Annotated in this window: 11 protein-coding genes; 2 read left to right on the top strand and 9 right to left on the bottom strand. The window is 66.0% G+C overall.

Annotation, left to right across the window (positions count from 1 at the left end; translation table 11 throughout):
• Positions 1 to 94: 94 nt before the first annotated feature.
• The 9 genes from mgtE to dusB form a co-directional block, all read right to left on the bottom strand.
• A complete protein-coding gene (gene mgtE, locus JQ507_16750) occupies positions 95 to 1,465 on the bottom strand; it encodes a magnesium transporter (protein ID QRI72996.1) in 1,371 nt (456 codons plus the stop codon).
• A 140-nt stretch (positions 1,466 to 1,605) separates the two neighbouring features.
• The gene (locus JQ507_16755; GenBank protein QRI72997.1) at positions 1,606 to 2,781 is read right to left on the bottom strand and encodes an FAD-binding oxidoreductase; all 1,176 of its coding nucleotides are present in this window, start codon (positions 2,779 to 2,781) and stop codon (positions 1,606 to 1,608) included.
• 33 nt (positions 2,782 to 2,814) lie between these two features.
• Entirely contained in the window at positions 2,815 to 4,209 is a 1,395-nt protein-coding gene (gene hflX, locus JQ507_16760; protein ID QRI72998.1) for a GTPase HflX, read from the bottom strand.
• Positions 4,210 to 4,220: 11 nt separating this feature from the next.
• A complete protein-coding gene (gene hfq / locus JQ507_16765; GenBank protein ID QRI72999.1) occupies positions 4,221 to 4,469 on the bottom strand; it encodes an RNA chaperone Hfq in 249 nt (82 codons plus the stop codon).
• A gap of 382 nt (positions 4,470 to 4,851) precedes the next feature.
• Complete coding sequence (locus JQ507_16770) at positions 4,852 to 6,222, bottom strand: sigma-54-dependent Fis family transcriptional regulator (GenBank protein QRI73000.1); 1,371 nt, start codon at positions 6,220 to 6,222, stop codon at positions 4,852 to 4,854.
• Positions 6,223 to 6,239: 17 nt separating this feature from the next.
• Positions 6,240 to 8,687: a PAS domain-containing sensor histidine kinase gene (locus JQ507_16775; protein QRI73001.1), complete on the bottom strand. Its 2,448-nt coding sequence runs from the start codon at positions 8,685 to 8,687 to the stop codon at positions 6,240 to 6,242.
• A 178-nt stretch (positions 8,688 to 8,865) separates the two neighbouring features.
• Positions 8,866 to 10,308, bottom strand: a complete 1,443-nt coding sequence (ntrC, locus tag JQ507_16780; GenBank protein QRI73002.1) for a nitrogen regulation protein NR(I) — start codon at positions 10,306 to 10,308, stop codon at positions 8,866 to 8,868.
• A 9-nt stretch (positions 10,309 to 10,317) separates the two neighbouring features.
• The gene (locus tag JQ507_16785; GenBank protein ID QRI73003.1) at positions 10,318 to 11,493 is read right to left on the bottom strand and encodes a nitrogen regulation protein NR(II); all 1,176 of its coding nucleotides are present in this window, start codon (positions 11,491 to 11,493) and stop codon (positions 10,318 to 10,320) included.
• The gene (gene dusB / locus JQ507_16790) at positions 11,490 to 12,491 is read right to left on the bottom strand and encodes a tRNA dihydrouridine synthase DusB (protein QRI73380.1); all 1,002 of its coding nucleotides are present in this window, start codon (positions 12,489 to 12,491) and stop codon (positions 11,490 to 11,492) included. Before dusB ends, JQ507_16785 begins: the two co-directional genes overlap by 4 nt.
• A gap of 288 nt (positions 12,492 to 12,779) precedes the next feature.
• Between dusB and JQ507_16795 the strand changes: the two genes are divergently transcribed.
• Both JQ507_16795 and JQ507_16800 read left to right on the top strand, forming a co-directional pair.
• Complete coding sequence (locus tag JQ507_16795; GenBank protein ID QRI73004.1) at positions 12,780 to 13,991, top strand: bifunctional 2-C-methyl-D-erythritol 4-phosphate cytidylyltransferase/2-C-methyl-D-erythritol 2,4-cyclodiphosphate synthase; 1,212 nt, start codon at positions 12,780 to 12,782, stop codon at positions 13,989 to 13,991.
• A gap of 1 nt (position 13,992) precedes the next feature.
• On the top strand, positions 13,993 to 14,592 hold the full coding sequence (locus JQ507_16800; protein QRI73005.1) for a CinA family protein: 600 nt from the start codon (positions 13,993 to 13,995) through the stop codon (positions 14,590 to 14,592).
• Positions 14,593 to 14,619 lie beyond the last annotated feature (27 nt).

Genomic DNA, 14,619 nt, shown 5'->3' on the forward strand with positions numbered 1-14,619 from the left:
AGCAGAACTGCTGCTGCGCTCAACAACGATGGCCTGTGGTTATGGGTCCCTGCTTTCGCAGGGACGACGGCGAGTTTGAGGACGCTGCCTCACCTCACAGCAGCGTCCCGCGCAGGATAACCGCGGCAACGCCGAAATAGATCACGAGACCTGTCACGTCGACCAGCGTCGCGACGAACGGCGCGGATGCGCTGGCGGGATCGAAGCCGATGCGCTTGAGGACGAACGGCAGCATCGAGCCGCACAGCGAGCCGAAGGTGACGATGCCGATCAGCGTGGCGCCGACGGTCGCGGCCACCAGCCCCCAATGCGGGCCGTAGTCGAACAGGCCCATGGTCTGCCAGAGCGCGATCCTGACAATACCGATCAGGCCGAGGATAGAGCCGAGCACGATACCGGTCGGGACTTCGCGCACCGCGACTCGCCACCAGTCGCGCAGCCGCACTTCGTGCAATGCCAGCGAACGGATCAGCAGCGAGGTCGCCTGTGAGCCGGAGTTGCCGCCGGAGCTCATGATCAGCGGGATGAAGAGCGTCAGCACGATCGCCTTCTCGAGCTCGCTCTGGTACGACTGCATCGCGGTCGCGGTCAGCATTTCCGACAGGAACAGCGCGCACAGCCAGCCGGCGCGCTTCTTGATCATCTCGCCGAAGCCGATCCGCAAGTATGGCTCGTCGATCGCTTCCATGCCGCCGAACTTCTGGGCGTCCTCGGTCGATTCCTCGACGATGGCGTCGATGACGTCGTCCACCGTGACGATGCCGAGGATGTGGCCGGGGCCGTCGACGACGGCGACCGCGAGCAGATCGTAGCGCGAGATCAGCCGCGCCGCCTCCATGCGGTCGGCCTCGGGGGCGATCATCAGCGGCTTCCGTGCCGGCGCCGCGGTCAGCACATTGGCGTGCGGGTCGGCCGAGATCAGGCGGCGCAGCGGCACGGCCTGGATCAGGGTCTTCTTGACCGGGTCGATCACGAAGATCGAGTAGACAGTCTCGCGGGTGCGCTCGACCATCCGGATGTGATGCAGCACCTCGGCGATGGTCCAGGTCGAGGGCACGCTGACGAACTCGGTCGTCATGATGCTGCCGGCGCTGCGCTCGGGATAGGCCAGCAGCCCCGAGATGACGCTGCGGGTCTCCGGATTGAGCCCGTTCAGCAGCGTGGTGCGCAGCGGCTCGACCAGCTCCTTGAAGATGTCGGCGGCGCGGTCGTCGGAGACGCCCGACAGCAGCGACACCGCGGTGTCCGTCGGCAGCTCAGCCAGGATCTCGCAGGTGTTGTCGAGCCCCGGCAGGTCGAGCACCTCGATCGCCTTCTCGGCCGGCAGCGAGCGCAGCAGCTTGGCGGCGTCCGCCGGTTCCCGGGCGTTGAGCGCCTCGACGATTTCGGGCGCCCGCTCATGGGCGATATCCCCGTGCGGGCTCGCGACCGTCTCCAATGTCATGGTGTCGCCTGAATTCTGCATCGATCACCCTCGCCTGTGCGTCCAGCAGCGAATGAACCACGGCGGCGCAGAATTCAAACAGAAAGTGCGGCGGCGCGTCCCAGGCGCGCAGCAGTGAGGCCGCCTCACGGCGCCGTCACATTTCGGGGGATCGCGGCCGATCAGGCCCGGCTGAACAGCTTCGCCGCGTCTTCCACCGCCTGGCGCGCGGCGGCGTAGTCAGGCGTTTCGTTGTCGTCGTTGAAACCGAAATAGTCGTTCTCGCCGACCGGCTGAACGACGATGCCGTCGCGCCGGCCGAGCACGCTGAGGTTACGGTAGAAGACGCCGTAACCGACATCCGGCTGGGGAATGAGCCAGGCGATCTGGCCGCGCACCGGAACGATGCTCTCGTCGCGAAACAACGCACGGGCGCCATAGCCGGTGCAATTGACAATGACGGTTTCGCGGATCTTCGAAAGATCGGACGGCGCCTGCAACTCGATCGGCACGAAGAGGCCCCCGGCGCGCTGAAACTCTGCCTCCAGTTGCCGATAGAGATCCGTGACGTTGTAGGTCAGCGAGGCGCTTTTCCAGGCGTACGGCGCGGGAAATGGATTTGATCCGGCGGCCAGCAAGTCCCATCGCGGCGTGAGCGACCGGACGCGGCCGCGCAGTTCGAGGAATTTCTTCTGGCCGTCGGCCGAGGCATGCTGACGCCGGTGCGGACGGCCGTCGGCGTCGGGAGCATCGTCGGAGAGCAGATAGCGATCCGTCCATTCGATCGGATTGCCGGCAAGGCCGAGATAGCTTTGATGGGCTGCGAAGGTCGTGCGCGCCATGCGCTCCCAGCGGTCGGCGAAGTCCGGCGCGACATCGGCTTCCATCGCGACGCGCGAATCCGGCGACCAGTCTCCGGTCGCGCGTGCCGAGCGCACCTGAGGGAAACGCTCCTTGGCATAGATCGTGACGGTCGCGCCCATCCGCTGGGCTGTGATTGCGGTCGTCAGGCCGATCGCGCCGGCGCCGAGGACGGCGATATTGCGCGTGCTCAATTGCAGGGCCAGCGGCACGGCCTCCTGCGCGGCGCCCCACGACAGCGACCAGCCGCTTCCACCATGTCCATAATTGTGGACGACATACTTCGCGTCGATCCATTCCGCCTCGATGCGCGGACCGGCGGCGCGGAAGGGACGCAGGCACACGGTGACGCGAAACATCCGGTCCGGACGCGCAAGGACCGGCCGGAGTGCGGGGGCATCGACGAACGCAGCGTTGTCGGCGGCGCCACGCGTTGAAATCCCTGCGACCGCGGCGCTCGCCAGGCCGCCGCCGAGAAATGCCCGACGATTGAACATCGATCCCCCTTGCCGTCTCGGACTTCCGGGACGCTACGTCCCGTGCGGCAGAGCATCGAATCGTGACACGACGATGTCGCGCTTGGTCTCGTCGACCCGCACCGTCATGTCGAACCGCTCGCCATGAAGCTCCTTGCTCAGGACCTCGGCATTGCGGTGCAGCCAGCTGATGCCGGCGCCATCGGCGGCGTCGATCGACAGGTCGAGCGTGATGCGCTTGGCCGCGAGGCGATCCTCGATCGCGGTCAACAATGCGTCGATCCCCTCGCCGGTCACGGCCGAAACCAGGAAGCATGGCCGCTCCGGCGGGCGGCGCGCAGCAATGTTGCGCAGATTGTCCCGCTCCTCGGGATCGAAGCGGTCGATCTTGTTCCAGACCTCGATGATGCGCAGGCCGCCATCGGCGTCGGGATCGATGCCGAGCTGGCGCAGCACGCCCTCGACGTCGCGCTCCTGTGCCTCGGCGTCTTCATGGGAGATGTCGCGGACATGCAGGACGATGTCGGCTTCCAGCACCTCCTCCAGCGTGGCGCGGAACGCAGCGACCAGTTGGGTCGGCAGATTGGAAATGAAGCCGACCGTGTCCGACAGCATCGCTCTGCCGCCATGCGGCAAATTGAGCGCGCGCAGGGTCGGGTCGAGCGTCGCGAACAGCATGTCGGCGGCCTGCACGTCAGACCGGGTCAGGCGGTTGAACAGGGTCGATTTGCCGGCATTGGTGTAGCCGACCAGTGCCACCACGCGGTAGGGCACGCGCTGGCGGCCGGCGCGATGCAGCCGCCGCGTCGCCTGCACCTTCTTCAATTCGCCCTCGAGCTTGGTGATGCGCTCGCTGATCAGGCGGCGGTCGGCCTCGATCTGGGTCTCGCCGGGGCCGCCCATGAAGCCGAAGCCGCCGCGCTGGCGCTCGAGATGGGTCCATGACCGCACCAGGCGGCTGCGCTGATAGTTGAGATGGGCGAGCTCGACCTGCAGCGCACCTTCCTTGGTCTTGGCGCGGCGGCCGAAGATTTCCAGGATCAGGCCAGTGCGGTCGAGCACCTTGGTGCTCCAGGCCTTCTCGAGGTTGCGCTGCTGGATCGGCGACAGCGCGCAATCCATCACCACGAGTTCGACCGTGTTGCTGGCGACGAGGCCGTTGATCTCCTCCACCTTGCCCTTGCCGAGATAGGTCGCGGGCCGGATCTGGCTGATCGGCGCGACAACGGACTCAACGACGGTGAGGTCGATCGCACCGGCGAGGCCGGCGGCCTCCTCGATCCGTGCTTCGTAGTCGCGGATCGCGGAATCCGGCTGCGCGTCGCCGTCGCCACGGCGCGCGCGCAGGTACGGGCCGATGACGATGACTCGCCCGGTACCGCCGTTCCCGGCCGACCCGGGCCTAGACTTGGTCCGGTCGGCGCCCCCTTCACGATCGAAGGGTTCCAATCAGTTCACTCTCAAGCAGGTGCGTCCTCGCCACCTTCGAACAGCTGAATCGGAGCTCCCGGCATGATAGTCGAGATCGCGTGCTTGTAGACAAGCTGCGAATGACCGTCGCGCCGCAGCAGCAAGCAGAAATTGTCGAACCATGTGACAATGCCCTGCAGCTTTACCCCGTTGACCAGAAATATCGTCAGTGGCGTCTTGGTTTTACGAACGTGATTAAGGAAGGTGTCTTGTAGATTTTGTGCGCGGTCTGCCGCCATTGTTTTTGTCCCGCAAGCTTGTGCTTCTTTTTATTGAACCGGTTGCGGCTCTCTGACGGAGCCTCCTCCGGCTGCCCACCTGCCCTGAGATCCCCCTCTGGCAGGCGTAGCGGTAGGATTAGAGGCCACGCGCGGTTTTTAGGCAAGCCGGTTCGGGGTGCAGTCGGTAGGAACACGGTGGCAATTCTAAGAAAGCGCAAGGAAAGAGACGAATATTCTCGTGGAGAGTGGATAAATCCCCGGCTGTACCGTGTCTTGCCCTCGCCTCGCCGGCGCTCTACCTGGCCCCGAAGCCTGGTCCCGGCGGTGAGCGCCGGGGCCTCGCTCCAGGTCGCGGGCGGTTGCCTGCCCAGGGCACGTCGTGATCGGCCGCCCCTGAGCGTCAGCCGACCCCGAGCGCCTTCAGCTTGCGATGCAGCGCCGAACGCTCCATGCCGACGAACTCCGCGGTGCGCGAGATATTGCCGGAGAAGCGGCTGATCTGGGCGATCAGATAATCGCGCTCGAACACCTCCCGCGCCTCGCGCAGCGGCAAGCCCATGATGTGCTCGCCATTGTTGGAGGTCGGCATCGCCGGCACCATCGAGCCGACGTCCTGCGGCAGCATGTCGGCGGTGATGATCGCCTCCGGTCCGCCGCCGGCCAGGATCATCACGCGCTCCACATTGTTGCGCAGCTGGCGGACGTTGCCCGGCCAGACATGGGACTGCAGCACGGCCATCGCGTCCTGTCCGATCTGCCGCTTCGGCAGGCCGGTGGCGGCCGAGATCTGGTCCATGAAATAGTCGATCAGCTCGGGGATGTCCTCGCGGCGCTCCGACAGCGGCGGCACCCGGATCGGCACCACCGACAGGCGGTGATAGAGGTCTTCGCGGAAACGGCCCGCGGCGATCTCTTCCTCGAGGTTACGTGCGGTCGAGGAGATGATGCGGACGTCGACATGGACCTTGCTGGTGCCGCCCTGGCGCTGGAAGGTCTGATCGACCAGCACGCGCAGGATCTTGTTCTGGGTCTCGCGCGGCATGTCGGCGATCTCGTCGATGAACAGCGTGCCGCCATGCGCTTCTTCGAGCGCGCCGGCCTTGCGCTGCTGCTCGCCGTTCGATCCCTCGATGCCGAACAGCTCGATCTCCATGCGCTCCGGCGTGATCGCGGCCGCATTGATCACCACGAACGGACCCTCGGCGCGACCCGACGCATGATGCAGCGTGCGCGCGGCGAGCTCCTTGCCGGCCCCGGAGGGACCGACGATCAGGATGCGGCTGTTGGCCTTGGCAGCGCGGTCGATGGTCTGGCGCAGCTGGTTCATGCAGGCCGAGCGGCCGGTCAGCACGCTTGCCGCCGGCGCCAGTTGCTTGAGCTCCTTGACCTCGCGCTTCAGCCGCGAGGTCTCGAGCGCCCGGGTCGCGACCAGGATCAGCCGGTCCGACTTGAACGGCTTCTCGATGAAGTCATAGGCGCCGCGCTTGATCGCGGCGACCGCGGTCTCGATGTTGCCGTGGCCGGAGATCATCACGACCGGCAAATCGGCATTGTCCTTCTTGATCTGTTCGAGCAGTTGCAGGCCGTCGAGCTTGGAGCCCTGCAGCCAGATGTCGAGGAAGACCAGGTTCGGGCGGCGATTGGCGATCTCGGCGAGCGCCGAATCGCTGTCGCGCGCAGTGCGCGTGGAGAAGCCCTCATCGTCCAGGATACCCGCGACGAGGTCACGAATGTCAGCTTCGTCGTCGACAATCAGAATGTCACTTGCCATGGGTTACACCTGCCTTGTCAGTCGCCCGTCGCGGCTTTGATTTTTGGCTCTTGGCTTCTTGGCTCTTGCGCATTTGGCTCTTGGCTGTTTGCTTCTTGGATTTTTGGTTCATTGTTGGTCGCCTGTGCCGGGCCGTTGGTCGACTCTTCCGGCGGATTTTTTTCAATGTCGGATTCGGTCTTGTCCGGTGTCGCGTCCGGTTTTTGTTCCTTGCTTTCAGGCTTGTGCTCGGGCTTGGCCGCCTGGCCCGTGACGGAGAAGCGCAGCCGCATCCAGGCACCACGCTGGCCCTCGCGGAAATCGGAGGCGTCCTTGAGCTCGATGCGGCCGCCATGGTCCTCCAGAACGCGGCCGACGATCGCAAGTCCAAGCCCGGTGCCCTTGGCCCGCGTCGTGACATAGGGCTCGAGCAGGCGCGCGCGAGCGACCTTGGGCAGGCCGATGCCGTTGTCGACGACGTCGATCAGGACGTCGTCGTTCTCGCGCTGCGCCACGACGTCGATGCGGCCCTTGCCGAGCTCCTCGGGCGGCACCTGCTCGATCGCCTCGGTGGCGTTCTTGATGATGTTGGTCAGCGCCTGCGAGATCAGCCGGCGGTCGAATTGCGCGGGCAGCGGCGACTGCTTGATGTCGGCCTCGATGGCGAGATCGGGATGCGCGACCTTCATCAGGAACACGGCCTGGCGCACCACGTCGGCGACGTCCTCGCCTTCCATCACGGGCTTGGGCATCCGCGCAAAGCGTGAGAACTCGTCGACCATGCGCCTGATATCGTCGACCTGGCGCACGATGGTGTCGGTGCACTGCTCGAAGATCGACTTGTCCTTCGCTTCGGTGATGGTCTTGCCGAATTTACGGCGGATGCGCTCGGCGGAGAGCTGGATCGGGGTCAGCGGGTTCTTGATCTCATGGGCGATGCGGCGGGCGACGTCGCCCCAGGCCGAGGTGCGCTGCGCGGAGACCAATTCGGTGATGTCGTCGAGCGTGATGATGTAGCTCTCATGCGACTGGCTGGTCTGCTCGGCCGAGACGCGAACCGACAGATTGCGCTCATTGCCGTCGCGCAGGATCGTGACCTGGCCCTGCACCAGGCGTTGCGTGCCCTCGCGCGCGGTCTTCATCATCTCGTCGAGTTCGGGCAGCACGTCCGAGAGCGGATGGCCGAGCGTCTCGGACTCGGCGTGCCCGATCAGCTTTTCCGCCGACCGATTGAGGATGCCGACGCTGCCCGACGCGTCGACCCCGATGATGCCGGCAGAGGCCGAGGACAGCACCGCCTCGATGAAGCGGCGGCGGCTGTCGATCGTCTCGCTGGCGTCGACCAGCTCGTTGCGCTGGGTGCGCAGCTCCTGGGTCATCTTGTTGAAGGTTTCGCCGAGCAGCGCGAGGTCGCTGGCCGATTTATGCACCGGCACCTGGACATTGAGATTGCCGGTCGAGACCTCGCTCGCCGCGCCCATCAGCTGGCGGATGGGCGACACCAGCCCGTTGGCGAAGTTCAGCCCGATCAGCACCGAAGCCATCAGGATGGTCAGTGCGATCACCGCGAACATCAGCGCGAACGCCACCTGGACACCGAGCCTCTGGGTCTCGACCTGGGCATATTCGGCGGCGCTGGTCTGGGTCTGCTTGAGTTGGGCGACAACAGCCGGATCGAGCAGCCGCGCCACATACAGGAACATGTCGTCATAGGCCCGCAGCCGGACCACGGAGGCGACGTAGTTTTCCGGGAACACCGAGATCTTCGGCTCGGTTTCGTTGATGTCCTTCAGGATGTCGGGCGGCGGCGCCTCGTAGTTCAGCCGGACGCCGGTTTCGGCGCTGGCGACGATCTTGCCGTCCTTGTCCATCAACACCGCGACCGGCAGGTTGCGCGACTCGGCGCCGGCCGTCATCAGCTGCAGGAACGTCATGCGGTCCTGGTCGTAGAGTGGCCGCGCATGGGCGAGGTCGTTGGCCATCGCCAGCGTGTCGCCGTTGATGAGCTGGGCATGCTCCTGCATGTAGGCGCTGGCGATGGTCAGCGAGTTCTGGATCACCTGCTTGGTGGGGCCCGAGAACAGCCGGTCGAGGCCGCGCTCGATCGTGACGTTGGCGACGATCGACACCAGCACGGCGGGCAGCACCGCGATCACCGAGAACAGGCCGACGATCTGGACGTGCAGCCGCGCCGCCGCCCGGCCCCGCCGCCTCGCCTGCACCATCTGCCAGACTTCCCGGACAATGATGCCGACCAGCAGCAGGATCGAGCCGGCATTGATCAGCAGGAAGGAGCGGACCACCTCGGGCGTCGGCTCGATCGGGGTCAGGCCGGTCAGCACCACGAAGGTGAGGAAGGCGGACAACAGCGCGATGGCCACGGCGAACGGCGCCAGCCAGCGCCGCAACGGAAAGCCCCGCGCCTCTGCTCGGGGCTCGGCCGGTGACGCGTGTAACGTTGAAGCGGTGGTGTCTGCGCTGGTCATACCGGCAATTGAGCTGAGAGCGATCGCCCGCGGGAATTGCGAACTGATGCAATCATATCACAATGTTGCCGAATTGCGACATTTCCGCGGCGCAAACCGCAGTGCGGCTCGATGTCCGCAAAACCATTTGTGACTACTCAATAACTGTCGTGAGTCCTCGCGCCGGTGCCCGCTCCTGCTACCCGCCGCTCCGGTAGACCTGGATGTCGAGGTCGCGGATCTTCTTGCGCAGGGTGTTGCGGTTCAATCCGAGCAGGTCGGCGGCCCGGATCTGGTTGCCGCGGGTCGCCGCCAGCGCGGCGGTCAGCAGCGGGATCTCGATCTCCTTGAGGATGCGGTGATAGAGGCCCGGCGGCGGCACCCCGTTCGGGAAACCGGAGAAGTGCGAGGACAGATAGGCCTCGACCGCGCCGCCGAGATTGTCGACGCCGACAGTCGCGGTGCTGCCCGAGGTCACCGCCGGCGGCGCCAGCTCGCCGTCGATGACCGAGGCGGTGATGACGTCTTGCGGATAGAGCGCGGCGAGCCGCCGGGCGAGGTTCTCCAGTTCGCGGACGTTGCCCGGCCAGCGGTGCTGCTTGAGCCGCTCCAGCGCCTGGGCATCGAGCTTCTTCGGCGGCAGGCCGTCCTTCTCGGCAAGCGAGAAGAAATGCCGGATCAGGTCGGGCAGATCCTCGATGCGCTCGCGCAACGGCGGCAGCCGCAGCGGCACTACGTTGAGGCGGAAGAACAGATCCTCGCGGAACAGGCCCTGCTGGATCAGGATGCGCAGGTCCTTGTTGGAGGCCGCGACGATGCGCACGTCGGTCTTGATCGGGGTGCGGCCGCCGACGGTGGTGTATTCGCCCTGCTGCAGCACGCGCAGCAGCCGGGTCTGCGCCTCCATCGGCATGTCGCCGATCTCGTCGAGGAACAGCGTGCCGCCCTCGGCCTGCTCGAAGCGGCCGGAAGCACGGGTGTTGGCGCCGGTGAATGCGCCGCGCTCATGGCCGAACAGCTCGGACTCAATGAGGTCGCGCGGGATCGCCGCCATGTTGACCGCGACGAACGGGCCGTTGCGGCGCCGGCCGTAATCGTGCAGCGCGCGGGCGACCAGCTCCTTGCCGGTGCCGGACTCGCCGGAGATCATCACCGTGAGATCGGTCTGCATCAACCGCGCCAGCACGCGGTAGATTTCCTGCATCGCCGGCGAGCGGCCGACCAGCGGGATCGAGTCGAACTCGCCGTCGTCGGCGGGACTGGAGACCCGCTCCTTCGGTTCGGCCAGCGCGCGGCCGACGATGGTGATCAGCTCCTTGAGGTCGAACGGCTTCGGCAGATACTCGTAGGCGCCGCGCTCGGAGGCGCGGATCGCGGTCATGAAGGTGTTCTGCGCGCTCATCACGATGACTGGTAAATTCGGCCGCATCTTCTTGATCCGCGGCAACAGATCGAACGCGTTCTCGTCGGGCATCACCACGTCGGTGATGACGAGATCGCCCTCGCCCTGGCTGACCCAGCGCCACAGCGTGGCGGCATTGCCGGTCAGGCGCACTTCGTAGCCGGCGCGCGACAGCGCCTGGTTCAGGACGGTCCGGATGGCGGTGTCGTCGTCAGCGACAAGTATGCTACCTGCAGGCATTGGTGTTCCTCATCGTGCATCCTGAGAGGCAGGCGAGGACGTACCCGGAACGTCATCGCGGTTGCTTTGGTCGTGTTGCTTGGCGACGCTGTACATCGGCATCAGCACACGGAAAGTGGTTTTGCGCGGCTGCGACTCGCACTCGATGATGCCGCCGTGATCGCCAACGATCTTGGCGACCAGCGCGAGGCCGAGCCCGCTGCCGGTCTGCTTGGTGGTGACGAAGGGATCGAACAGGTTCGGCAGCAGGTCTTCCGGCACGCCTGAGCCATTGTCTTTGACGCAGAATTCCAGCGGCAGCGAGACCCGCGATTTCTTGCCGGGCACCGACAGCCGCACGCCCGGGCGGAAAGCCGTGGTGAGGTGGATCTCCGCATCGGTGCCGAGGTCGGCGACCGCTTCGGCCGCGTTCTTCACCAGATTGAGGAACACCTGGATCAGCTGGTCCTGGTTGGCGAGCACCGGCGGCAGCGACGGATCGTAGTCCTCGATGAAGCGGACATTGCGGGCAAAGCCGGATTGCGCCAGCCGCTTCACATGGTCGAGCACGGAATGGATATTGACCGGGCCGCGCGCCACCGGACGATCGTCGCCGAACACTTCCATGCGGTCGACCAGCGTGACGATGCGGTCCGCCTCGTCGCAGATCAGCCGCGTCAAAAGCCGGTCCTCGGATGAGGCCTGCTGCTCCAACAGCTGCGCTGCGCCGCGGATGCCGGACAGCGGGTTCTTGATCTCATGGGCGAGCATCGCCGCCAGCGCGATCACCGAACGCGCCGCACTGCGATGGGTGAGCTGGCGGTCCATCTTGTCGGCGATGGTGCGCTCCTGCAGCATAACCACGATGTGGCCGGGCCGCTCGGTCAGTGGCGCGACGTGAAGATCGACCTGGCGATCGCCGCCGATCCGCGGCGTGCCGAGATCGACCTTGTATTCATTGACCGGCGAGCCGCTGGCCCGCACCTGCTCGATCAGCGCAAGCAGCGGGCTGCCGAACGGCACCAGCTCCTTCAGCGACTGCCGGCGCAGGAATTGGGTCGAGATCTCGAAGAAGGATTCGGCGGCGATATTGGCGTCGACGATCCGGCCGTCGGGTGCGACCAGCAGCACCGGATTGGGCAGCGCGTTGAGGATGGCCTCGCCATCGGTAGGCACGGGCCGGCGAAATTCCATGGCTGACGTCATGCGGCAGCACTCCAGGCAAAATCGTCGTAGGCGTCCTCGAGCGAGCGATGCACGCTGGACGGCTGCTCCGCGGTCAGAATCGCCTGCCGCCAGGCCTTCAACGTGGCCGTTGGTGCGCAGCTGTAGGCGGCCGCGGTCTCCAGCGCCCAGCCGAGATGCTTGCGCGCATGCTTGAGCCCGATGCGCAGACCGTAATGGCTGCAGATCTCGTCATAGAGCGCGCGAACATGCTTGAGTTGCTCGGCGAGCGATGGCGCGGTTTCGGCGACCCCGGTCTCGAGCCGGCGGCCGATCTGGCCGGGCAGCCACGGTTGCCCCTGGGCGCCGCGGCCGATCATGACGGCGTCGGCGCCCGACATCTGCAGCGCGCCGACGGCCTTGTGGAATGAGGTGATGTCGCCGTTGACCACGACCGGGACCGAGACGGCGTCCTTGACCGCGCGCACCGCGTTCCAGTTCGCCTCGCCCTTGTAGAACTGGCAGCGGGTGCGGCCATGCACGGTGATCATCTGCACGCCTGAGGCTTCGGCCCGGCGCGCCAGCTCGGGCGAGTTGAGCGAGCGATCGTCCCAGCCGAGCCGCATCTTCAGCGTCACCGGCACCTTGACCGCGGCGATGGTCGCATCGATCAACGTGACCGCGTGGTCGAGGTCACGCATCAGGGCCGAGCCAGACTGGCCGCCGGTGACATGGCGTGCCGGGCAGCCCATGTTGATGTCGATGATGTCGGCGCCGGCGTCCTCGGCGATCCGCGCGCCCTCCGCCATCCAATGGGCCTGGCAGCCCGCAAGCTGGACCACATGCGTCCCGATCCCGGCTGCCTCACAACGCAGCTTCGACATCGGCTTGCCATTCACCAGATCGTCGCTGGCGGTCATCTCGGAGACCACCAGGCCGGCGCCCAAAGTGGCAGCGAGTCGCCGGAAGGGCGCGTCAGTGATGCCGGACATGGGCGCAAGAAGAACCCGGTTGGCGACAGCAATATCGCCTATTTTCAATGGGTTACGAGGAGTACTTTGCACGCCGGTCACAGCCGTCTCGTCGTTTTGCAGCCACGCCATTGCAGCTGACATCGTCTATTCTGCGCACAATTCTTGTGCAGTCAAGGCTCATGCCTACGGTTTAGACATTTGTACCACCGACGCAAGTGCACCGCAACAAAATCTGCTTTTCCCACAGTCAGCGGCAAACGCTCTGTTTTTGCGCAGCGGTCATGCTAAGGGCTGTGCGCGGCGGGCGATCCCCGCCGTCCCCCTCATCCCAGATTCGTCTGTCACTGGTTCAAAATGCCGAAGCTTGAGCGTACCGCAGCTATTCTTGTCGCAGCCGGCCGTGGACTTCGCGCCGGCGCAGGCGGTCCGAAGCAATATCGGACGATCGGCGGGCAGACCGTGATCTACCGCGCCATGGAGGCGTTCTCCGGACATCCTGACGTCTTTGCGGTGCAGCCGGTGGTCAATCCTGACGATGCCGCGCTGTTCGATGAAGCGGTCGCGGGCCTTCGTCACCGACCGCCGACACCAGGCGGCGCGACCCGGCAGGCCTCGGTCCATGCCGGGCTCGAGGCGCTCGCCGCCGAGAAGCCGGACATCGTGCTGATCCATGACGCCGCCCGTCCCTTCGTGACCGAAGCCGTGATCTCACGCGCGATCGCGGCAGCCGGCCGGACCGGCGCGGCGATCCCCGTCATTCCCGTCACCGACACGATCAAGCTCACCGGCGATACCGGCGATGTCGAAGCGACGCCGGAGCGCGCGCGCCTGCGGATCGCGCAGACGCCGCAGGCGTTTCGTTTCGACGTAATATTGGAAGCGCATCGTCGTGCCGCGCGCGAGGGCCGCAGCGATTTCACCGATGATGCCGCGCTTGCTGAATGGGCGGGATTGACCGTTGCGACGTTTGAAGGCGATGCTGCCAACATGAAACTCACCACCCCCGAAGACTTCGTGCGCGAGGAAGCGCGGCTCGCCAGCCAGCTCGGCGACATCAGGACCGGCACCGGCTACGACGTGCATGCCTTTGGCGAAGGCGATCACGTGATGATCTGCGGCGTGCGCGTGCCGCACAGCAAGGGGTTCCTTGCCCATTCCGACGGCGATGTCGGATTGCATGCGCTGGTCGACGCCATCCTCGGCGCGCTGGCCGACGGCGACATCGGCTCGCACTTCCCGCCGAGCGATGCCAAGTGGAAGGGCGCTTCCTCCGACCAATTCCTGAAATATGCCGTCGAGCGCGTTACCGCGCGCGGCGGGCGGATCGCCAACCTCGAAGTGACGCTGATCTGCGAGCGGCCGAAGATCGGTCCGCTGCGCGACACCATGCGGGCGAAGATCGCGGAGATCTCCGGTGTCCACATCTCGCGCGTCGCAGTCAAGGCCACCACCAGCGAGCGGCTCGGCTTCACCGGTCGCGAGGAAGGCATCGCGGCGACCGCGAGCGCCACGGTCCGCCTGCCTTGGGACGAGCAAGGTTGGGACGACAAGGGCCGGAGTGCCTGACATGGGCGGCAGCGACGCTCGTGCCCTCTCCCGCTCGCTGCTCGACCTGTGCCGGATGCGCAAGCTCACGATTGCGACCGCCGAATCCTGCACCGGCGGCCTGGTCGCTGGCGCGCTCACCGACATCCCCGGTTCGTCCGACGTCATTGACCGCGGCTTCGTGACTTATTCGAACGAGGCCAAGCGGGTGATGCTTGGCGTAAAGGCGGCGACGCTGGAGACGTTTGGCGCGGTGAGCAAGGAAACCGCGACCGCGATGGCGATCGGTGCGCTGGAGAAGGCCGGCGTCGACCTTGCGGTCTCGATCACCGGAATCGCCGGCCCCGGCGGGGCGACGCCAGGCAAGCCGGTAGGCCTCGTGCATTTCGCTGTCGCCGCACGCGACGGCCGCATCCTCCATCGTGAGCAGCGGTTCGGCGCGATCGGCCGCAGCGCGGTGCGGCAGCGTTCCGTCGTCGAGGCGCTGCGCATGCTGATGGAACTCGCGCGCCCGCCGCAGGCCGCAAAACCCCGCCGAGAGACTGCCAGCCGGTTGCGACCACGAGTGGCCCGTTCGCCGCGCAGCCACGCCGCGAAACGGCGGCGGCCGCCGCGCGGATGAGACCGGCCGCGGCACCGGCCTCCATAT

This window comes from Bradyrhizobium sp. PSBB068 (assembly GCA_016839165.1).
In the GTDB taxonomy this organism is placed as follows: Bacteria; Pseudomonadota; Alphaproteobacteria; order Rhizobiales; family Xanthobacteraceae; genus Bradyrhizobium.

Excerpts from the sequence above, each read along its gene's own strand:
- JQ507_16770 (QRI73000.1), bottom strand. The coding sequence starts at position 6,222 with ATGGCAAGTGACATTCTGATTGTCGACGACGAAGCTGACATTCGTGAC.
- mgtE (QRI72996.1), bottom strand. The coding sequence starts at position 1,465 with ATGCAGAATTCAGGCGACACCATGACATTGGAGACGGTCGCGAGCCCG.
- hfq (QRI72999.1), bottom strand. The coding sequence starts at position 4,469 with ATGGCGGCAGACCGCGCACAAAATCTACAAGACACCTTCCTTAATCAC.
- ntrC (QRI73002.1), bottom strand. The coding sequence starts at position 10,308 with ATGCCTGCAGGTAGCATACTTGTCGCTGACGACGACACCGCCATCCGG.
- JQ507_16795 (QRI73004.1), top strand. The coding sequence starts at position 12,780 with ATGCCGAAGCTTGAGCGTACCGCAGCTATTCTTGTCGCAGCCGGCCGT.
- JQ507_16800 (QRI73005.1), top strand. The coding sequence starts at position 13,993 with ATGGGCGGCAGCGACGCTCGTGCCCTCTCCCGCTCGCTGCTCGACCTG.
- JQ507_16775 (QRI73001.1), bottom strand. The coding sequence starts at position 8,687 with ATGACCAGCGCAGACACCACCGCTTCAACGTTACACGCGTCACCGGCC.
- JQ507_16785 (QRI73003.1), bottom strand. The coding sequence starts at position 11,493 with ATGACGTCAGCCATGGAATTTCGCCGGCCCGTGCCTACCGATGGCGAG.
- JQ507_16755 (QRI72997.1), bottom strand. The coding sequence starts at position 2,781 with ATGTTCAATCGTCGGGCATTTCTCGGCGGCGGCCTGGCGAGCGCCGCG.